Source organism: Herbidospora daliensis (assembly GCF_001570585.1).
GTDB lineage: Bacteria > Actinomycetota > Actinomycetes > Streptosporangiales > Streptosporangiaceae > Herbidospora > Herbidospora daliensis.
Window position 1 is genome coordinate 452,123 of record NZ_BBXF01000001.1, and the last position, 19,717, is coordinate 471,839.

General features: G+C 71.2%; 15 protein-coding genes. 5 read left to right on the forward strand and 10 right to left on the reverse strand.

What is annotated here, in order from left to right:
- Nucleotide 1: 1 nt before the first annotated feature.
- A complete protein-coding gene (locus AW274_RS01700) occupies nt 2-370 on the reverse strand; it encodes a winged helix-turn-helix transcriptional regulator (protein WP_232319935.1) in 369 nt (122 codons plus the stop codon).
- A 96-nt stretch (nt 371-466) separates the two neighbouring features.
- Here AW274_RS01700 and AW274_RS42870 point away from each other — a divergent pair, with 96 nt between their 5' ends.
- The 3 genes from AW274_RS42870 to AW274_RS01715 all read left to right on the forward strand — a co-directional run bounded on the left by AW274_RS42870 (nt 467) and on the right by AW274_RS01715 (nt 2,472).
- Nucleotides 467-691 carry a RidA family protein gene (locus AW274_RS42870; RefSeq protein ID WP_369408599.1) on the forward strand — a complete coding sequence of 75 codons (225 nt, stop codon included), beginning with the start codon at nt 467-469 and terminating at the stop codon, nt 689-691.
- 216 nt (nt 692-907) lie between these two features.
- Complete coding sequence (locus tag AW274_RS01710; protein ID WP_198168979.1) at nt 908-1,786, forward strand: CPBP family intramembrane glutamic endopeptidase; 879 nt, start codon at nt 908-910, stop codon at nt 1,784-1,786.
- Complete coding sequence (locus tag AW274_RS01715; protein WP_062428626.1) at nt 1,783-2,472, forward strand: helix-turn-helix domain-containing protein; 690 nt, start codon at nt 1,783-1,785, stop codon at nt 2,470-2,472. The genes AW274_RS01710 and AW274_RS01715 overlap by 4 nt, the downstream gene beginning before the upstream one ends.
- A gap of 24 nt (nt 2,473-2,496) precedes the next feature.
- On the opposite strand, the gene AW274_RS01720 is transcribed toward AW274_RS01715, so the two are convergent.
- Nucleotides 2,497-3,849: a HAMP domain-containing sensor histidine kinase gene (locus AW274_RS01720; protein ID WP_062428628.1), complete on the reverse strand. Its 1,353-nt coding sequence runs from the start codon at nt 3,847-3,849 to the stop codon at nt 2,497-2,499.
- Nucleotides 3,850-4,420: 571 nt separating this feature from the next.
- Between AW274_RS01720 and AW274_RS39940 the strand changes: the two genes are divergently transcribed.
- On the forward strand, nt 4,421-4,777 hold the full coding sequence (locus AW274_RS39940) for a hypothetical protein (RefSeq protein ID WP_157519716.1): 357 nt from the start codon (nt 4,421-4,423) through the stop codon (nt 4,775-4,777).
- Here AW274_RS39940 and AW274_RS01725 read toward each other — a convergent pair.
- The 4 genes from AW274_RS01725 to AW274_RS01740 are packed head-to-tail and all read right to left on the reverse strand — an operon-like array spanning nt 4,695 to nt 14,718.
- On the reverse strand, nt 4,695-5,633 hold the full coding sequence (locus AW274_RS01725) for a YihY/virulence factor BrkB family protein (protein ID WP_232319936.1): 939 nt from the start codon (nt 5,631-5,633) through the stop codon (nt 4,695-4,697). The genes AW274_RS39940 and AW274_RS01725 overlap by 83 nt on opposite strands.
- Before the next feature lie 34 nt (nt 5,634-5,667).
- On the reverse strand, nt 5,668-5,937 hold the full coding sequence (locus AW274_RS01730) for a DUF2087 domain-containing protein (RefSeq protein WP_062428630.1): 270 nt from the start codon (nt 5,935-5,937) through the stop codon (nt 5,668-5,670).
- A gap of 25 nt (nt 5,938-5,962) precedes the next feature.
- Nucleotides 5,963-12,061, reverse strand: coding sequence for an RHS repeat-associated core domain-containing protein (locus AW274_RS01735; RefSeq protein ID WP_062428633.1), 6,099 nt, complete (start codon nt 12,059-12,061; stop codon nt 5,963-5,965).
- Nucleotides 12,058-14,718, reverse strand: coding sequence for a LamG domain-containing protein (locus AW274_RS01740; protein ID WP_062428635.1), 2,661 nt, complete (start codon nt 14,716-14,718; stop codon nt 12,058-12,060). The genes AW274_RS01735 and AW274_RS01740 overlap by 4 nt, the downstream gene beginning before the upstream one ends.
- A gap of 206 nt (nt 14,719-14,924) precedes the next feature.
- Between AW274_RS01740 and AW274_RS01745 the strand changes: the two genes are divergently transcribed.
- Nucleotides 14,925-17,969 (forward strand): AfsR/SARP family transcriptional regulator, encoded by a 3,045-nt coding sequence (locus AW274_RS01745; protein WP_062428637.1) that lies wholly within the window; start codon nt 14,925-14,927, stop codon nt 17,967-17,969.
- 31 nt (nt 17,970-18,000) lie between these two features.
- Here AW274_RS01745 and AW274_RS39945 read toward each other — a convergent pair whose 3' ends face one another.
- The 4 genes from AW274_RS39945 to AW274_RS01760 all read right to left on the reverse strand — a co-directional run bounded on the left by AW274_RS39945 (nt 18,001) and on the right by AW274_RS01760 (nt 19,660).
- Complete coding sequence (locus tag AW274_RS39945) at nt 18,001-18,159, reverse strand: hypothetical protein (RefSeq protein WP_157519717.1); 159 nt, start codon at nt 18,157-18,159, stop codon at nt 18,001-18,003.
- A gap of 224 nt (nt 18,160-18,383) precedes the next feature.
- On the reverse strand, nt 18,384-18,596 hold the full coding sequence (locus AW274_RS01755) for a hypothetical protein (protein ID WP_062428640.1): 213 nt from the start codon (nt 18,594-18,596) through the stop codon (nt 18,384-18,386).
- 92 nt (nt 18,597-18,688) lie between these two features.
- Entirely contained in the window at nt 18,689-18,811 is a 123-nt protein-coding gene (locus AW274_RS42530) for a hypothetical protein (RefSeq protein WP_269750525.1), read from the reverse strand.
- 48 nt (nt 18,812-18,859) lie between these two features.
- Complete coding sequence (locus AW274_RS01760; RefSeq protein WP_062428643.1) at nt 18,860-19,660, reverse strand: DUF6119 family protein; 801 nt, start codon at nt 19,658-19,660, stop codon at nt 18,860-18,862.
- Nucleotides 19,661-19,717: the final 57 nt, after the last annotated feature.

Sequence of the window (19,717 nt, forward strand, 5' to 3'; positions counted from 1 at the left end):
GTCAGCCGTCGAAGCGGCGGCGGGCGGTCTCGATGTGGCCGAAGTACTCGTGGGTCCAGCCGCAGATGAGATCGACCGTCGCGCGCAGGGCCTGGCCCGGCCCGGTGAGGGTGTATTCGACCTTCGGCGGCACCGTGGGGTGCACCGTGCGCTCGGCCAGGCCGTTGCGCTCCAGCATGCGCAGGTTCTGGGTGAGCATCTTGTGGCTGATGCCCTCGACCTCGTCGCGCAGTTCGCTGAAGCGCAGGGTGCGCTCGCCGAGGGTCTCGATGATCAGCAGCGCCCATTTGTTGGCGACGTCGGAGAAGATCTCCCGCGCCAGGGAGTCGGCGCGCCTGAGGTCGGCTTCGTCGTCGGTGCCCTTGGTCACCACGAGTTCCCCAGTTTTTGAAAAGTGCGTTCTTCCACGTCAACGTACACTCTCTTATGGTTCCCAAGTAACCGCAAGAGAGTCAAGGGAGACCTCATGGCCGTTTCGCTCATCGACCCCGACGGCTTCGTCCGGCACCCGCTCTACCACCATGTCGCGGTGGCGAGCGGAAGCAGGCAGGTCCACATCGCGGGGCAGGTCGCCTGGGACGAGCACGGGAACCTGGTGGCGCCGGGCGACCTGTCCGGGCAGGTCGCCCAGGTCTACCGCAACGTCGCCAGGGCGCTGGAAGCGGCCGGGGCGACCTTCCACGTCACCTGATGCGCCGCGGGCTGGAAGAGGGAGATGTACGACGCCTTCAAAGCGGGCGTCGAACAGACCGCCGGTGGCGCTGATCGGGGTGGACGTGCTGTTCGAGCCCGGCATCCTCGTCGAGGCCGAGGTCACCGCGGTCGTCGAGTAGGACTTGAGTGTGCCCCGGGGGCACGGTGTTCGCTGGTCCGGCCGGCGGCCTGAGAGGAACACACGATGAATCCCGTGACACTGGAACAGCCGACGGAGGTCCGCCCGTTCGGCGCGCATCTGCGCATGAGCGGGTGGAAGCCGCTGGTCGTCATCGTCGTGCCGTCGGCCGTGATGCTGATCCTGCAGATCCTCCTCTACCAGCTCGTCGGCGTCATCGAGGGCAGCGACGACCCGCTGGCCGCCACGTTCACGCCGCTGAAGTTCCTGGCCGTCAACCTGAGCGTCGGCGCGGCGGCCCTGCCGGCGATCACGCTGCTGGCCTGGGCGGCGAAGGTCCCGTGGCGCGTGCTCCTCAGCGCACCGCGCGCCTTCGACCCGCGCCGCCTATGGCGATATCTGCTCGGCGCGGCGCTGCTGGTGGCCGCCGGCATCGGCGCCGTGGCGGTGGTCGCCCCCGACGCCCCGGGCTGGACCGCCTTCGGGGTGAGCGCCACGACGATCGCCATGCTGGCGCTCGTCCTCGTGACCACCCCGATCCAGGCCGCCGGAGAGGAGCTGATGTTCCGGGCCGCCGTGCTGCCCGCCGCCGCGTCATGGGTGCGCGCGGCCCGCCCGGCCCTGGCCGTCGGCCTCGTGGTCTCCAGCCTGGCCTTCGCGGTGATGCACGGCTCGACCGACCCGTGGTTGTTCGGCTACTACGCCTTCATCGGCGTCTCCACCGGCCTGATGGCGATCATCAGCCGCGGCCTGGAAGCGCCGATCGCCTTTCACGTCGCCAACAACGTCCTGATGACGACCGTCAACACCCTGATGGCCGACGGCGCGGCCTTCCCCCTCGACCGATCCACCGACACCGGCGACGCGTCCCTGCTGATCCTCGCCGCCGTGAACGTCGGCATGGTCGTCCTGGTCTGGCTACGCGAACGGCGCGCGAAGGGGGCCGGCCGATGACCTGGAGCACCCGCGAGCTGGCGGAACTCGCGGACACCACAGTGAAGACGGTGCGCCACTACCACGAGATCGGCCTGCTCGACGAGCCCGACCGCTCCCCCAACGGCTACAAACGCTACGAGGTCCGCCACCTGACGCGGCTCCTGCAGATCAAGCGGCTGACCGGCCTGGGAGTGCCCTTGGCCCAGGTGGCCGCGATGCCCGCCGACACCGACCACCAGGCGTCGGTCCTCCGGACCCTGGACGCCGAACTGGAGGCGACGGTGGAACGGCTCCAGGCCATCCGCCGGGTCCTGGCGACGTTGTCGGAACCGGGCACGTCACTGGACGTGCCGACCGGGTTCGGCCGCGTCGCGGAGCCGCTGCGCGACAACGACCGCGCCCTCCTGACGATCTACGCCCAGTTCTTCTCGGACGCGTCGATGAACGCCGTACTTCACGGCCTTGAGGCATCCCCCAACCCGGCCCTCGACGAGGAGTTCCGCGACCTTCCCGAAGACGCCGACGAGGCAACACGGCAGGCGCTCGCCGAGAAGCTCGCCCCGTTCGTCGACGGGGCGGTCACGCTGGAACTCAAGGCCGCCGCACCCCGAGCGGCCCGAGCGGCCCTCGGCCGTGCTCTCGAAGCGCTCTACAACCGGGCCCAGCTCGACGTGCTGCACCGGGCACACGTGATCAGCACTTGACGGAAGGGGAACGGCCGACGCGTGTCACGTCACGGCCACGTCGGCCGCGTCCATCAACGGCAGCCGGAGCACGAACCGGGCACCCCGTGGCGCGTCCTCGGCCAGCAGGGTTCCGTCGTGCGCCTGCGCGATGTCCCGGGAGATGGCCAGGCCCAGTCCGCTGCCCCCGGGTTCGCGGTGCCGGGCGGCGTCGAGCCGGACGAAGCGTTCGAAGATGCGCTCGCGATCCTGGGGCGCGATGCCGAGGCCGTCGTCGGCCACGGTGACCACCGCCCTTCCGTCCACACGCTCGGCGGAGATCTCGACGACCGCGCCCGCGTGCCGCCGGGCGTTGGCCAGCAGGTTGCTCAGGACCCGGATCAGCTGGATGCGGTTGCCCCAGACCACCACCTCACCGTCGACGTGGACGTGCACCGGCACGCCGCCCGCCAGGGTCGCCGTCTCCTGCGCGATCAGCGCGCCGAGGTCGATCGGCTCGAGCGCGGCGGGCACCCCGGCGCGGAGACGCGACAACACCAGCAGGTCGTCGACGATCGCCACCAGCCGCTCGGTGACCGAGAACGCCTTCCGTACGGTTTCGCGGGGATCGACGTCGTCGGGATAGAGGACCGCCTCTTCCAGCTGGGCGTGCAGTCCGGCGAGCGGGTTCCTCAGCTCGTGGGAGGTGGTGGAGGCGAATCGGCGTTGCAGCTCCACCGAGTCCTCCAGCCGGGCCAGCGTCTGGTTGACGGTGAAAGCGAGGCGCGCGAACTCGTCGTACCCGGGAGGCTGGGGTACCCGCAGGCTCAGGTCGCTCACCGTGATCTCCGACATCCGCTCCCGGATCGCGTGGGCGCGGCACATCACCCGGGTCGAGAACCGCCAGTTCGTCCACGCCACGAGGAAGGCGATCACCAGGACTCCGGCGGCGGTGCCGACGGGCAGGGCAGGAGAGGTAAGGATGGCCGGTTCGCGCATGCCCGCGTAGACGAACAGGGGCTCGCCGTACCCCAGCAGGCTGCTGGTCTGGGGAGGGACCCGGCTGGCGGTGAACAGCACGCACCCGCCCTGCGGGAAGCACTCCGTGCCGTCCTTGCTCTGATCGTGAACCGAGGGCCGCACCGTGCTCAGGGCCGGCAGCCCCGCCGCCGCCTTGCTGGCCGCGACCACCTGGCCATGAGAGTCGACGAGCTGAAGCAGGTCGACGCTGTCCGACGACGTCGACTCCGGCACCTTGCCCGGCTCCAACGCCGCGATCCACTCGGTGGAGACCCGCTGTGTCTCGTGGAACGCCTGCGCCTTGACCCTGTCGATGATCAGGAAATCGAAGGCGACACCGATCACGATGAGGAAGACCAACGCCATCGCCCCGATGGCGAACGTGGTACGCGCCCGCACGGAATGCAGGAAAAGCGATCCCCATCCGGCTACCACGACAACCCCCTCCTCGCAGAACGCAGGTCAGGATGTTGTCAACGGTATTCACCGGAAGCACAACACCACACAAAGCCACCCAAAGCAGCCCAAAAGAACGCCGAGGTTTTACTCATCACACGTGTCCCAGCGATCAAGCAGCGACGGCTCCGACGCACGCCACAGCCCGGTACGTCCCGCGGATCGCCGCGTATACCGGCTTCCAGCCGAACGCCTCCGAGGTACTGGGTATGGCCGCCTCCTCTCGCAAGCAATCAAGGCCTTGGTCGTGAGTTCATCCCTGGAAGACATCAGGTGGCCACAGAAGGGTCGGGTGGCCGGCCCGGCGGAGCCGTAACGGAAGAAGAAGCATTTCGAGCGAAGCGAGGCCTTCCCAGGGAACGCGAGGGGCGGAGCCCTTCGCCCGGGAGCGGCAGCGACCCCCGGAGCGAATGCGACGGCCGGGACCGCGGAAGCGGGCCGGGGGGAGCGTGAGGGGGCGCAGCCCCCTGACAGCGGGGGGCTCGGGGGGGTCGTCCCCCCGTATGCTCGACCTATGTATGACGACGGGCTGGTGACCTGCACGGATGCCGAGCTGATCATCAGGGCCTACTACCTCTGGGGTGGCGACAAGCGCATCTCCCTGAGGGCCATCCGGGCTGTCAACGCCGTGCCGTTGCCGCATGGCAGTTGGCGGCTCTGGGGTACCGGTGACTTCGTGCACTGGTACAACCTCGATCGTGATCGGCCCCGTCGGCGGATGGCCCTCTGGATCGACGTCGGCGCGCGGATCGTGCCGGCTGTCACGCCGAAGGATCCGGGGCGGTTGATCACTGAACTGGCGTCGAGAGGGATCCGGACGAATCGGGCCGGGTATGTGCAGCGTGGTCAGAGCTGGATGCGGCCGGCCTGACGCGCTGCCCCGTCGCGAGGTCGACCACGGTGCCGTGGCGGCTGGTGGCGGCGTGGGCGGCGGCGTACAGGATCAGGACGTTCATGAGTTTCAGGAACAGCAGCATGCCCACCGCGCCCGCCACCACCGTGTAGGCGGGGTTCGACGAGCTCAGGTTGAAGTAGATCTGGCCTGCCGTCTTCAGGACTTCCAGGCCGATCGTGATGATCAGGGCGGGGCCGATCACGCGGCGGGGCGACAGGCGCAGTCTCGGCGCCAGTGTCAGCAGCGCGGCCGACAGCAGCAGGTTGACGGCGAAGCCCAATCCGAACGCGGCGGCTCCGAGGGCGAATCTCGTCATGGGGGCGTCGGGGCCGACGGTGTGGCCGGTGATCCACAGCAGGGCCGACTGGGCGCCGAACGACAGGGCCAGCGACGCCGCCAGCAGCAGGCCCAGGGCCGCCAGCACGCCCAGGTCGATGAGCCAGCGGGTGAGGAAGCGGCCGGGGTATTCGTCGAGGCCCCACACGGCGCGGCTCGACGAGCGCATCGAGTCGACCCAGAACAGGCCGGTCAGCGGGAGGCCGAACAGGGCGATCCAGCCGGCCGTGTCGCGGGCGTCGCGCAGGGCCGCGACGTCGAGGCGGGGGAAGGTGTCGGCCAGGTAGTCGGCGATCTGGGTGAGCGCGCCGGGGGTGTCCCAGACGTGGCCCATGATCACGAACGCGAGCAGGCCCAGCGCGAAGATGGCGAAGAAGGCGTAGTAGGTCAGGCCCGCCGACAGGCGGCCTCCGTCGGCCTGGTCGAATCTCAGGACCGCGCGGACGTGGTGGTCGATCCAGGGATGACGCAGGCGGAGGCTGCTCCATCGACTCACCCGCATGGCCCCTTATTACCCGAGAAGCGCTGTTTCAGACGGTGCCGCCACTGCGCCAGTAGACCCCGTCCTCCCTGGACAACAGGTCATTATCGATGAGGTAGCGGCGCAGGGCGGCGTAGTCGTCGAAGAAACCGGCGAGGACCTCGTTGACCTCCTTCTCGGGGTAGCGCACGCCGATCTCGAACGACTGGGCGACGCGGTCGAGGACCGCCAGGCGCACCGCGTGTTTCGCGGGCATCTGCACCAGGCGGCCCCCGACCAGGAACCTGTCTATGACCTCTTGACTGATCTCGGCACTCATGCCTCGATCGTAGGGCGGTTCCCGGTTACCAGAGGAACTGCGGCGGGATGCGGAACCGCCGGACCGGGGCCGTCACCGTCCGGACCACGACCGGCGCGTACACCTCCCGCTCGTAGCAGCCGCGGGCGTACTTGCAGGCCTCGTTGAAGCCGTTCTCGACGTTCAGCGCGGTGCCCCAGTTGTCCCACGCCCGGTCACGGGCGCGGGCGCGGGCCTGGGCGGCCAGCGCGCGTTCCCGGTCCTTCTGGGCCTGGATCATCTTGAGGCGGTTCTGGTAGAGCCGCTCCGCCTCGATGTCGACCTTCATGCCGGGTTTGGCGTGCCCCATGACGGCCTCGTCGATCGTGACGTCCTGTCTCCTGGCCTGGATGCGGCTGTCCGCCTCTCTGATCGCCTTCTTCGCCGCGTTCTTGGCCGGGCCGTTGGCCAGGGCCTTGCCGACGATCGGCACGAGCCCGGCCGCGCCCACGGCGCAGTCGACCTTCTTGCCCTCCTTGCACGACTTCACCGTGTCGATGACGCCGGTCACGGTGGAGACCGCGCCGAGCACCGCCGCGAACGGCTGGCCGCCGGGGATCACCGCGGCGGCCATCGCCGCGTACCCGGTGACCGCGGAGATCTTGCCGGAGTGCTCCCAGAGGAACTTGCCGGCGCCCTTGACCACGTTGACCTGGTGGTTGATCGCCGTGACGGCGACCGCCTTGGCGACGTTGGTGACCTTGTCCATCCACGCCGGCTTCTTGATCCCGAACAGCAGGCCGTCGGGGTCGGTGAAGGTCAGCGGGTTGCCGTTGGAGTAGCTGTAGCCGTGCATCTGCTGCGGGTCGAGCGGGTCGATGACCGGGTCGACGCTGATGAACGCGCCGAGCAGCGGGTCGTAGTCGCGGGCCCCGATGTTGACCAGGCCCGTGGGATCGTTGGTGCCGCCGACGAAGCCCTTCTCCCCCGCCCAGAAGGCGGGGTTGCCGCCGCGCTGGGCGCCGAACGGGAGGCTGCGCTTGCGGGTGGCCGTCAGGTCGGCGGCCTTGATCATCGCCTCGGCCGTGTTGTGGTGGTCCTGGGCCAGCCAGGCCAGGCCGGTGAGCCCGGTCCCGGTCCGCACCGCGACGGTGTCGTCGCCCTGGAGGTAGTAGCGGGTGCCGGTCACCGTGGTGCCAACCGCCTTCACCTCCTGGCCGTGCGGGAGGTAGGCGGTGATGGCGCCGGGCTCCTTGCGGATCAGGCGGGCGCCCTCGGCGTCGTACAGGTAGGAGGTGGTCTGGCCGTTCTGGACGGTGGTGGCCAGGTCGCCCTCGGCGTCCCAGGTGAGGGTGGTGGCCGCGCCGTTGACGGTCCGGGCGTTCATGTTGCCGGCTTCGTCGTAGGCGTAGGAGTCGGAGCCGCCGGTGGACTTGTCGACCCGGGTGACGGCGTGCGGCCTGGAACCCGCCGCGCCGCCCTGGGCGGGCTGGACGAAGTCGCGGACGGTCGTGGTGGTGGCGGTGCGCCAGGTCTCGGTGTCCCGGCTGCCGGTGGTCGTGTACGCGTAGCTGTGCCAGTAGGGCGCGGGGCCGCCGAGCGTGGCGGCCGAGCGGGCGGCCGGGGCGCAGTCGCCGTTGACGGGGGTCCACGCCTCGGTCATGCGGCGCAGGTGGTCGGTGGTGAAGCACTGGTGGTCGGCCTGCTGGCCGCCGTTCGGCCGGTCGCTGACCTTGGTGACCGAGCCCATCTGGTCGTACTCGTAGTTGAAGTTGGCCGTCTGGTTCTTCAGCTCCGGCGTCGTCGAGCTGGTCACCAGGCGGCCGGTGGGCTCGTCGAAGGTCTCGGTCTGCCAGACGCGTTTGTCGTCCTGACCGAGGATGCGCTGGATGCGCCCGCCGATCTGGTTGTAGACGGTGTCGTTGACGTAGATCTGCAGGCCGCTCTTGATGTACGACTGCTTGCCGACGGCGTTGTAGCCGTACTCGAGCTTCTCCTCGGGCAGGTTGCCGACGGCCGGCAGGGTCAGCGTGGCGGGCTGGCCGTCCTGCTTGTAGGTGGTCTTGTACTCGTACGTCTTGGCCAGCGCGCCCGTCTCGGCGGGCAGGGTGACCGTCATGCCGGTCGCGTAGCCGCCCGCGTCGTAGCCGCTGATCAGGGTGGAGTACTTGGCCGAGCCGTTGTACCTGATCGACCCGGCGGGCTTGCCGAGGCCGCCGGTGGCGGTGTCGTAGAGCCACTCGGAGCGCAGCGGGCCGGTCGCCGAGCCCTCGCGCAGGGTGGTCTTGCGGCCCAGCGGGTCGTAGGTGTACGCGAGCACGACGCCCCGCGCGTCCTTGACGCCGGTGAGCTGCCCGGCGGTGTCGAAGGTCTGCTCGCTGACGCCCTTGTCGGGGTCCTCCAGCTTCACCTTGTTGCCGCGCACGTCGTAGGTGTTGCGCCAGACGTTCCCGGCCTGGTCGGTGATGGACGCCAGGTCGCCCTTGTCGGTGTAGGCGTACCGGGTCCGGTCGTAGGTGGCGGCCGTGAACGAGTGGAACTGGCGCAGTTCGACGGTCCGGCCCCGGGCGTCCTGAACGGTCTCGGTCTTGGTGCCGCCGATCGGCGGCGTGACGACCGTGCCGGTCCCGGTGTAGGCCGTCGTGGTCGCCCACTTGGCCACGCCGTACGCCTTGAACTCGGCCTTGGTGAGCCGGCCGGCGCCGTCGTAGGTGTTCTCGGTCACCGACGGGATCGCCTTGGTGGGCACCGCGATGGCCTCACCCGGCCCACTGGTGTCGTGGTAGTAGGGGTCGGAGCTCCACGCGACCAGGCCGCGCGAGTCGTAGACGGTGTCGGCGATGACCCGGCCGCCGCCGACCGCCTGGCTCTGCGCCTGACGCTGGCGCAGCAGCGCGTCGAACAGCACGGTCGAGGTCTGGTAGCGCCCGGTGCCGTCGGGGAGCAGCTTCTTCGTGGTGGTGACCGACGGCGCGGTGTTGCGCACCTTGTAGGCGTACAGGATGTTGGCGGCTTCGCTCTTGGCCCGGCCCGGCAGCCAGACCTTGGTCAGCCGGCCCGCGCCGTCGTATTCGAGCTCGGTCTTGCGGCCGCCCGCGTCGGTGACGGTCGTCGGCACCTGCCAGGCCGCCTCCATCAGCGAGGAGGCCGTGTGGTCGAGCGCGTTGGTGGTCTTCACCTCGGTGACCGGACCGGCCTTGTCCGGGACGTACTGCGTCTTCGTCGTCCGGTTCAGGGAGTCGGTGGCCGAGGTCGCGCGGCCGTTGGCGTCGTAGGTCGTGGTGGTGACGGCGAACCACTGCGGCGTGGTGCCGCTCCAGCCCTTGAGCTCCTCCTCCTTGACGACCAGGCCGCGGGTCGGCGCGGTGCCGAGCGGCTTGGAGAGGTCGTCGTAGTAGTTGCGCTCCTGCATGATCACGTCGCCGGGGATCGACGGGGTGGTCGCGCAGGCGACGCCGTACTGGTCGGTCTGGAGCACCTTGTCCTTGATCCACAGGGTGCCGTTGTGGACGTAGGACGTCTTGGTGCACTGGTCGTCGGCGGCCGTGGCCTCGTCGCCGAGGTCGCTGACCTCGGTCGGCAGGTTCTCGGCGTTGACCTTGGTCAGCACCTTCGACCACTGGGTCGTGCCGTCGGCGAGCCGGGTGCGGGTGAGCTGCACCGGCGTGTGCACCATGTACGCCTTGAGCGCCCCCGACGCGCCGGTCTGGGTGAAGCCGGGCTCGGTGAGCTTCCCGGTGATCCACTGGCCGCCAACGCCGTCGAAGGTGGTCTGCTCGCGCAGCTGGCCCTGGTAGGCGTCGTGGTCCTCGATGCGCTTGGAGTGGGCGTCGCCCGTGCCGTCGAGGCTGTCCTTCACCCAGACGTCGCGGACCTTGTCGTCGGGCTGCTTGTCGCCGTCCATGCCGCGGAAGTAGCGGTACTCGCTGACCGACTGCGGTCCGGTCTCCAGGCCGTTCCTGACGCGGACGTGGCCGTAGCCGCGCCACTGGCCCCAGGTGCGCTTCTTCTCCTCGACGAGCTCGCTGTCGTCGTACTTCCACATCGGGGTGTCGAGGTAGTCGTAGTTGGTCTGCTCGTGGGTGAAGCCGCCGCCGTTGTCGTACAGGTCGATGCGCTTGACGACGTACTTGTTGAACCAGTCGAGGGTCGGATCGGTGCCGTCCTGGGTCGCCCACTGCGGGAAGCAGCGTTTGCCGTTGGCGTGCACCGCCGGCAGCGCGCTGCGGGTGCAGTCGCTCGGCAGATAGGTGACGCCGATCTGGGCGCCGGTCTCGGTGGTGATCGACACGATGCGGAAGCGGTTGAGCGCGGTCCGCCCGTCGTTCGCGCCGTCGACCCGGTTGGGGAACGGGTCGGCGCCGGGCGAGAACGTCACCGCCGGATCGGTCACCGCCGTGCCGCCCTTGATGCCCGAGCCCGAGTGGGTGATCGAGTCGAGCCACATGGGCACGCCCTCGTTCTGGCTCACGCCCGCGTTCAGCCACGAGTGCTTGAGCGTCCACGACTCCACGGTGCGGAAGCCGCTGCCGTCGCGGACCTGGGCGCGCACGGCCGACAGGCGCTTCTGCGTCCAGAACGTGGGCGACATCTGCTCGGTGCACTTGTCGCGGCAGTACTGGTCCCACGGCACGTCGGGCCACGACGCCGCGACCGCCTTGCCGTTCGAGTCGAAACAGGTCGCGCCGGCCAGGCAGCGGTCGGCCACGTCGAACGCGATGCGCGCGGAGGCCGTGGACTGGTCGGTGCGGGTGCCGTAGTCGATCGTGGTCAGGTAGCCGCCGCGGTCGTAGGTCTGGCGTTTGTCGGCGTCGAACTCGCGGCCGTAGGCGCCGGTCTCCTTGCCGTAGTTCAGCGTCATCGTGTTGCCGTGGGGGTCGACGACGTAGTCGAGGTTCCAGCGCCACGCCTGGGTCTCGCGGCTGCCGGCGAAGTCGCCGGACTCGTAGCCGGGGTCGCCGGGGTGGTTGCCGTACACCTGGGTGGTCCAGGCCGAGTCGGTGCGGCGCCCGAAGAAGTACTGGGCGCCGTCGATCGTGGTGACCTTCCAGTGTTCACCGTCGTAGACGCCGTTGGAGGCGTCGTCGAGCAGTTCGACGCGGGAGCCGTCGTCGCCGGTGCCCTTCCACTTGCCGCCGCCCAGGTCGATCAGCTCGGTCGAGCTGCCGTTGAGGCTCATCGTGGCGTTGGGCTTCCACCAGCACTGGTCGCCGGTCTTCTTGTCCTTGTTGTTCGGATCCTTCCCGCCGACCGCCTTGGTGTCGTCGAGGCAGCTCTTGTACGTCCGCTCGATGAAGCCGGTCCACATGTCCCAGCCGTCGCCGACCCACGACCCCTGCCCGTTCTGGCCGGAGGTCTTGCCGTCGACCGCCTGCGACGAATACGAGAAGGCGAGCGAGGGCGTCGGGCCGCCGACCGCGGGCGGGCTCTTGATCGGGTACTTCCACGAGAACGCGCCCGTCTGCTGCGACACCTGCCACGTCGAGGCGGGGGTCAGCGACGTCGCCTTGTAGTCGCCGTTCGGCCCGGCCGGGGCGGCGGCGGCCGCCAGCAGCTGGGGCGCGCCCGCCGCCGGGAGGGCGACGTCGGCCGTCAGGGTCTGCGTCGCGGCGTCGTTCTTGCCGTCCACGGGGACGGCGGCGTCCAGCCCGCAGCCCTTCGCGCCGGGGGTGGTCAGCGCGCAGGCCGGGAGCCGGACCAGCCGTAATCGGCTGGCCCAGTCGCCGCCGAAGGCGCCGGCGAACCCGGAGTAGTCGAGGTTGACGCCGACCGTGCCGGTCGAGCGCTGGCCGTCGCTGCGCGCCACCGACATCATGACGCCGCTGATCCCGGCGGTCTCGGCGGCGGCGCGGCCGTACACCCGCACGCCGACCCGGCCCACCGAGGCCGCCGCGGCGACGCTGACCGCCTGACCGGCGGCGGCCCGCGCGCCGGGGGTGATCTGCGCGGCGGTGTCGGCCGGCCAGACGATCGTGGACGGGCCCTTGACCCGGGGCGGCTGGGCCGTCTCGACGACGGTCCGGCGCGTCTGGTCCTCGACGGGGACGGGGGTGACGTCGACCGGGACCGGGGGCTCCCAGTCGGCGAGGGCGTTGGCCGTCCCCCCGCTGACGATGCCGGCCCCCGACAGGACGAGGGCGATCAGTAAGGCGGCGGGTTTCCTCATCCCTTGGCTCCGTCCGTGACGATCTCACTCTGGGTCAGTGCCTTCTGGAAGGCGGCGACCCTGTCGACGGCGCCGGTCCAGTACTGCGTGAGGGCGCCGGCGTCCTTGGCCCGGCCGACCGACCAGCCCTGGGTCGCCGACCACGTCGAGGTGAAGGGGACCTGGTCGGCCTCCTCCCAGTTCAGGCCGTTGACGTAGATCCGCAGGCGGGTGCCGTCGTAGACGCCGGCCAGGTGGGTCCAGCCGGTGCCGACCGACTCGGTGGAGCACGCCTTGGTCTCGGCGCCGCCGTCGGCGGCGTACATGGCGAAGCACCAGCCCTCGGAGCGGTAGCCGAGGCGGAAGCCCGAGCCGGTCGCGCCGTGGGAGGAGACGGCGGTCGTCGGGCCGCTCACGGTGGTGGAGCCGAGCTTCACCAGGGCGGTGACGGTGAAGGGGGTCTTGGTGTCGACGACCGGCTGGGTGCTCGCCCAGGCCGACGCGCCGTCGAGGGACAGCGCGTAGCCGCCACTGCGCCCGGCGACGCGGGCGGCCGGACCGGCCTTGCTGTCGAGGGTGGTCCCGGCGGGGTCGGAGGCGGCGGTGGTGCCGGACGCCTCGTTGAAGCCCCACCCGATCGCCTTGGCCGGGACCGGGCGGACCAGGAACTCGTAGGTGAACGGGCTGCCCGCGACGTTGCCGGCCGCGTCGGCGGCGCGGGCGGTGAGCAGGTTGACGCCGTCGCGGTCGGGGGTGAGCGCGCCGGTCCAGACGTCGCCGGTGGTGGTCACCCAGCCCTTGTTGACGCCGTTGAGGGTCAGCTCGAAGCGGTTGGCGCCGGACGCGCCGATCGCGAACGTGCCCGCCTGGCCGGCCCCGCCGTTCCAGCTGCCGTCGCTCGCGGGCGGGTACTCCGCCGAGGTCACGCTCACGTTGGTCGGCGCGGTGGTGTCGACGGTGAAGTCGAACCAGCCGCCCCAGCCGCCGCAGACGTAGGCGTCACAACCCCGGACCCGCCAGGAGTAGGCGCCCTCCGCCAGCGTCGGCGTGACCTTCCACGCGGCGGCCTGGCCGGAGGCGCGGTTGGAGACCGACGAGCCGGACGCCGCCTTGCGGGTGGCGCGGGCGCGGTCGTACACCTCGAACTCGACCCTCGCGAGGGTGCCGCCGTTGGGGTCGGCGGCGACCGCCGACAGCGTGGGCGTGCCCGAACGCACCCAGGCGCAGGAGATGCCGCAGTCGGTGGTGATCTTCAGGGAGGTCGGCGTCGTCGGGGTGTGGTTGTAGGTGATGATCAGCGCCACCGAGCCCGGGATGAAGTTGCTCCACCCCATGTGGTCGCCCTCGTCGGAGGAGATGAGCGCGAAGGTGGTCTGCGAGGCGCGGGCGTTGGCCTGGCTCTGCATCCGGCCTTCGAGCACCTTGGCGCTGCCGTCGTCGTAGACCTTCTTCTGGTCGCCCGACGGGCAGCTCGACTCGTTGGCGTCGAACTTCTCGGTGCCGATGGTCTGCACGTTGCCGCTGCTGGTGCTGTTCCAGGTCGCGGTGTTCATGGCGGAGATGTTGTTGCGGAACAGCAGGTTGGTGTTGGCGCCCGCGCAGTTGGCGACGTGGTCGGCGGTCACCGCGAACTCGGCGGCCTGGATCGTCGCGCCGGCCAGCTGGGCGGTGTCGAACCGCATGTAGGCCCGCCACTTGCACGAGGTGTTCCACTGGCGGCCGACCCGCAGCTCGCTGCGGTAGCTGGTGTAGAAGCTGGTGCCGGGCGAGCAGCTGTTGGTGTGCGTCCAGTTGCCGCCCATGCTGGGCTTGCTGAACGCCGGGTCGATGTAGATCGGGAAGGTCGCGTCGGAGGCGGTCAGCAGCGCCTGGTCGGGCACCACGACCAGTTCGTGCGCGCCCACCTCGACGTCCATCTCGGCGGTGCGGCCGGGCGCGCTGTCGGCGCCCTCGTCACCGGCGCCGTCGGCGTCCCACATGAGCGCCGAGCCCGACGCGAACAGCACGTTCCCGGCGGCGTCGACGACCTCCAGGGCCGACTCGTTCTCGCGGATCGACGCCCCGCCGGTCGCCTCGATCGGGAAGGCGATGCGGGCGAGCTCGGAGTTCTGGGCGGCCTCGGGCGTGTTCACCACGAGGTACTGCGAGAAGCCGTCGGGTTCGGCCCGCAGTTGCAGGTCGACGCCGGGCAGCACGCCGGCGTAGGTGGCGGTGTCGCCGTTCAGCGAGGGCGCGGGAAGGTTCCAGGGCGACTTGATGCTGACGGAGGCGGCGCCCTCGGTGAGGGTCACCATGGGGTCGGCGCCGCCGGTGGAGAAGCGCACGTCCGCTGAGGTCGCGACCGGGGTGACCCCGCCCAGCAGGCGCAGGTCGGTGTTCACGTCGGTCCAGACGCCGTTCTTGACGACCTGGGTGGGATAGAGGGAGGTGACGGCCTCCATCGTGCCGTCGGGCTGCGCGAAGACCTGGCTGGTCTCGGTGCGTTCGGAGAGCACCTCGACCTCGGTGCCGCACTGGGCGGCCAGGCCGGCCGCGCCGTCGGGGTTGTCGGCGGCCGCGACGCACGTCGGGGCCGTGGGGATGGGAACGGGCACGGCCGCCGCCGGGGCGGGCAGTGCGACAAGGGTGGAAAGGGAGAGCAGGACGGCCGACAGGGCCGTCCAGGAGCGGGAAACCACGATGTCTCCTCAGGTATGGCTGGGGCTGAGGCACACCATGAGGCACGGGCGTATTTTTGCCGTATAGGCGAAGAGAGTGGCGTATATACCCTTCTGGAGTTTCGCGGGATATACGGCTCTTGACCCGATCCGATAATGAATAAGGCACATATAACGATCGACCGGTAAGGTGCATCTCACTCCCGGAGATCACCCCGAAGGTGGCGATGAGGCTTCGCGTTCTCGGTCCCCTCGACATCACGATCGACGGCGCGCAGGTGCCGCTGCGGTCGGAGAAGCAACGGCTGCTGCTGGCCGTGCTGATCGGCAACGCCAACGCTCCCACGGCGGGTTCCCGCCTGATCGGGGCGCTCTGGGAGGAACCCCCCGCCTCGGCGCACGAGAACCTCCGCCTGTACGTCTACCACCTGCGCAAAGCCCTGGGGGACCGCGACCGGGTGGTCCGCCACCCCTCCGGCTACGCCCTGGCGGTCGGCCCCGGCGAGCTCGACGCGGCCGACTTCGAGGCCCTCACGGCCGAGGGCGCCCGCGCGATGAACGGCGGCGACCCCGCCACCGGGCGGCGGCTGCTGGCCAGGGCGCTGGAGATGTGGCGCGGACCGGCGTACGGCAACCTCGCCGACCACCCCGCGATCTGGCCCGCCGCAACCCGCCTGGAAGAGGCGCGGTTACGGGCGGCCGAATTGAGGATCACCGCCGACCTCGCGCTGGGCCGCCACGAGGACCTCATCGGCGAACTCACCGGCCTGGTCGCCGAGCACCCGACCCGCGAACGGCTGCGCGCCCACCTGATGCTGGCCCTCCACCGGGCCGGCCGCCGGGCCGAGGCGCTGGAGACCTTCCGCGAGGGACGGCGGGTCCTCATCGGCGAGCTCGGCCTGGAACCCGGCGCCGAACTGCGGGCGCTGCACGAGGAGATCCTGCGCGGCGACTCCGGCTCGGCCGCGCCGCGCCCGGCCGAGCCCAAGACCGGGCCGACCCTGTTCCCCACGCCCGCGCAGCTCCCCCACGACGTCGCCGACTTCGTCGGCCGGGCCGAGGAGCTCGGCGAGCTCGACCGGCTGCTCGACCTGCGGCAGAGCCAGGGCGTGCCGGCCTTCCTCGGGCTCACCGGCATGGGCGGCGTCGGCAAGACCGGCCTGGCGGTCCACTGGGCCCACCGGGTCTCCGGCCGCTTCGCCGACGGCCAGCTCTACGTCGACCTGCGCGGCTACGCCGAGGACGCCGAACCGCTGGCCCCCCGCCAGGTGGTCGACCGGTTCCTGCGCGCGCTCGGCGTGCCGGGCAGCCGGATCCCCGACGACGTCGACGAACGGGCCGGGCTGCTGCGCAGCGTGCTCTCGCGGCGGCGGGTGCTGCTCGTGCTCGACAACGCCCGCGACGCCGGGCAGGTCCGGCCGCTGCTGCCCGGCTCCCCCGGGTGCGCGGTCATGGTGACCAGCCGCGACGGGCTCGACGGGCTGGTCGCGCAGGAACGCGCCGACGTCATCCAGGTCAACACCCTCGGCGACCTGGAGGGCGTGGCCGTGCTGGCGGGCCTGGCCGGCGGCGCGGTCGACCGGGCCGACCCCGAACTGGCCCGGCTGAGCGAGCTCTGCGGCGGGCTGCCGCTGGCCCTGCGCATCGCCGGGGCCCGGCTGGCCGGGCGCACCCGCCTGACCGCGGGCGTGCTGGCCGGGCACCTGGCCGACGAGCGCAACCGGCTCAGCGAGCTCAGCCACGGCGGGGTGCGGGTGCGGGCCAACTTCGGGCTCAGCTACCGCGACCTCGACCCGGAGGCGGCGACACTTTTCCGGCGGCTGAGCCTGCTCGGGGTGCCCGACTTCGGCGAATGGGCCGGTGGGCCGCTGCTCGGCATCGGCCGCGAACCCCTCGGCGAGCTGTTCGAGCAGCTCGTCGCGGCGCAGCTGCTCGAAGTGGTGGCGCAGGAGGGCGCGGGCGGAGTGCGCTACCGCTTCCACGACCTGGTCCGCCTGTTCGCCCGCGAACGCGCCATGGAGGAGGACGACGACGCCGCCCGCGCCGCCGCGATGGGCCGCTCGCTCGCCCTGTGGTTGTCGCTGGCGCAGGAGGCCCACCGCCGCGAGTACGGCGGCGACTTCGCCGTGCTGCGCGGGAGCACGCCCCGCCGGGTGCCCGACCCGGCGCTGGCCGACGCGCTGCTGGGCGAGCCGATCGAGTGGCTGGCCGCCGAGCGGGCCGGGCTGGTGGCGGCCGTCTCGCAGGCCGCGGACCTTGGGCTGGCCTCGCTCGCCTGGGAGCTCGCGATGACGTGCGTGACGCTGTTCGAGGCGCGCAGCCTGTTCGACGACTGGCGCTCCACCCACGAGGTCGCGCTGGCCGCCGCCCGCGCGGCGGGCGACGGGCTCGGCGAGGCCGCGATGGTGTACGGACTGGGCAGCCTGGCCCTGTTCCGGCAGGAGTACGCGACCGCGGCCGACCTGCTGGAGGACTCCTCGGCCCGGTTCGAGGCGCTCGGCGCCGACCACGGCGTGGGGCTGGCGCTGCGCAACCTCGCGCTGCTCGACCGCATCACCGGCACCCCCGAACGCGCCCACCACCGCTACAAGGAGGCGGCCGACCTGCTCAGCGAGGCCGGCGACCGGGCCGCCCAGGCCCACTCGGGCATCGGGATGGCCCAGATCCGCCTGGAGGAGGGCGTCTTCGCCGAGGCCGAGACGCTGCTGCGGGACGCCCTGCGCACCTTCGAGGACATCGGCAACCGGCGCGGCCAGGCGCAGGCGCTGTTCCGGCTCGGCGACGCCTACCTGCGGCAGGAACGCCCCGAACCCGCGCGCGACGCGTTCGCGGCGGCGCTGCCGCTGGTGCGCGCCATCGGCGACCTCGTCGGCGAGGCCTACCTGCTGCGCGGCCTCGGGCAGGCGCAGCTCGCCTCCGGCGAACGGCAGGCCGCCGAGACCTCGATGCGGGCCGCCGTCGCCGCCGCGCAACGGGTCGGCGACCAGTTCGCCGAGGCCAGCGCGTCACTCGGACTCGGCTCCCTCTACGAGTCCGGCGATGACCTCGGCGCCGCGGTGCCGCATCTCGAACGAGCGGTGACGTTGTTCGCCGAGATGGACAACACGACCTGGCGGGCCCGCGCAATGGACGCCCTCGCCGTCACCCTCCAGCGGACGGGCGACGAGGAGGCCGCGCGGGCCCTGTGGGAGGCGGCCCACTCGCTGCTGCTCGGCCTCGACTCCCCCGAGGCCGCGAAGCTGGCGGCGCGGCTCACGCCGCGCCCCGAGTAGGCCGCTCCCGTCCAGTGGCCGGCGGCGCCCGTCAGGGGCAGCCGTCGGCGTTGCCCCAGTGCATGTTCTCGGGGCACTCGTTGCCGATGACCTCGTTCCACGGAACGGCCGAAGCCGGCCCGCCGAGGCCCTGGAGCGCGCCGATCACCAGGGCGGAGACGATCAGTCCGGCTTTGACAACTCTCTTCATGATGATTCCCCGTCGGGAAGGGGAGCCCGTTCAGTTGCTGGGGCGTTCGTTGCCCCAGTGCATGTTCGGGTCCGGAGGGATTACGCATTCGTCGGAGCCGACAGCGTAATCGCACGGCGGAGGCGGCAGCGGCCCCGGCTTTGCGAGGGCGGGCGCGCCGAACACCCCGATCGCTCCGGCCGCCAGCGCGGCCACGACGGCGGCCTTCCGGCCCTTCCTCAGGTTCACTCGGCGCCCCCATCAGGGTTGTCGTTCGCGCAATCGGGATTGCCCCAGTGCATGTTGCTCCCGCACACGATGGGGGTCTGCCAGTACTTGGTGGGATCGGTGAGGGTGATGCTGATCAGGACGCCGCCGTCAGGTTCGACGGCCGCGGCGGGCGCGCTGAGTGCCCCGAGGACGCCGGCCGTCAGCGCGAGAACGGCCAGCCCCTTCATCGCTCTTTCCTTCATGGGTGGTCCCCCGTCAGAGGTGGGAGGCCAGCGTGGCACGAGAGCGTATACGGGGCGTATATCCACTCGTCAGCGGCTCAGTCGACCGCGATGTGCCCGGCCAGGACGCCGACGTTCGCCGGGCCGGCGGCCACGGTGGCGCCCAGGGCGGCCACGGCCAGCAGCAGGGAGATGACCAGAGCCTTCGTGCGATCGCGCATGACTGTCTCCTTGTCGGTGAGGTCTCGATCGTCGCACGCGAATCGTCGCTATGGACGGTGGACGACGACCTCGACGCCCACCCCGAGGTCGCCGAGCGTGCGGGCGGCGTCGGCGAGCGACAGGCGGACCAGCGGGAACAGCCGCTCCGGCGGAATCGGGGTGACCGACAGGACCGCGAAGACCACCCGCGAGGGGCGCGCCGGGCCGGTGAACCGGCTGCGGGCGGCGGTCGCGGCGGCGGCGACGACCGGGCCGAGACCGGCGGGGGTGGTCACATAGACCAGGTCGCCCTGGGCGGTGAGCAGGTCGCCGAGTTCGCCGCCGGGCAGGGCGAGCAGGTCGGGGCGGAGGTTCCCGGCGTTGGCGGCGTAGACGCGGGGCGGCTCCCCCGGACGCCAGGCGGGCAGGCCGGGGCCGGCGCCGAAGAGGGGGCGGATGGCGGCCAGGGCGGCGGTCAGCCTTTCGGGGTCGAGTTCCCGCCAGTCGCCGTCGATCAAAGCCCAGCGGTCGTCCATGACGGCCTGGAGCCAGGCCAGCGCGCGGGCGCCGCCGACGTCCTTCGAGCCGGCGTACATGCGCACGACGCCCGACCGGAGCGCGGCCACCCTCGCGCCGGCGGGCTGGAGGAGGGCGCGCTGCAGCAGGTAGGCGACGTCGACCGTGTCACGCCAGCCGGACACGCTGCCGACCTTGACGCGGAAGCGGTCGGCCCGCGCGTGCGCGGCGCGGCAGGCGGGCGGCACGGCCACCGACCACGTCACCGCCTCGCCGGCGGCGCGGGTGTCGATCCGGGCGTCGAGGCGGGCGTCGAGTTCGGCCCGGGGTAACGGGGGGCGGCAGCGGCTCATGGGTCGTCTTCCTTCTCGCGGGTTCCTTCAGTTGTGGAAATGTAATACTGGAAATTA

Bases quoted from the DNA above. Each gene is read 5' to 3' on its own strand.
- AW274_RS42870 (WP_369408599.1), top strand. From the start codon at position 467: ATGGCCGTTTCGCTCATCGACCCCGACGGCTTCGTCCGGCACCCGCTC.
- AW274_RS01730 (WP_062428630.1), bottom strand. From the start codon at position 5,937: ATGAGTGCCGAGATCAGTCAAGAGGTCATAGACAGGTTCCTGGTCGGG.
- AW274_RS39945 (WP_157519717.1), bottom strand. From the start codon at position 18,159: ATGAAGAGAGTTGTCAAAGCCGGACTGATCGTCTCCGCCCTGGTGATC.
- AW274_RS01735 (WP_062428633.1), bottom strand. From the start codon at position 12,061: ATGAGGAAACCCGCCGCCTTACTGATCGCCCTCGTCCTGTCGGGGGCC.
- AW274_RS01745 (WP_062428637.1), top strand. From the start codon at position 14,925: ATGAGGCTTCGCGTTCTCGGTCCCCTCGACATCACGATCGACGGCGCG.
- AW274_RS01760 (WP_062428643.1), bottom strand. From the start codon at position 19,660: ATGAGCCGCTGCCGCCCCCCGTTACCCCGGGCCGAACTCGACGCCCGC.
- AW274_RS39940 (WP_157519716.1), top strand. From the start codon at position 4,421: ATGTATGACGACGGGCTGGTGACCTGCACGGATGCCGAGCTGATCATC.
- AW274_RS42530 (WP_269750525.1), bottom strand. From the start codon at position 18,811: ATGCGCGATCGCACGAAGGCTCTGGTCATCTCCCTGCTGCTGGCCGTG.
- AW274_RS01715 (WP_062428626.1), top strand. From the start codon at position 1,783: ATGACCTGGAGCACCCGCGAGCTGGCGGAACTCGCGGACACCACAGTG.
- AW274_RS01755 (WP_062428640.1), bottom strand. From the start codon at position 18,596: ATGAAGGGGCTGGCCGTTCTCGCGCTGACGGCCGGCGTCCTCGGGGCA.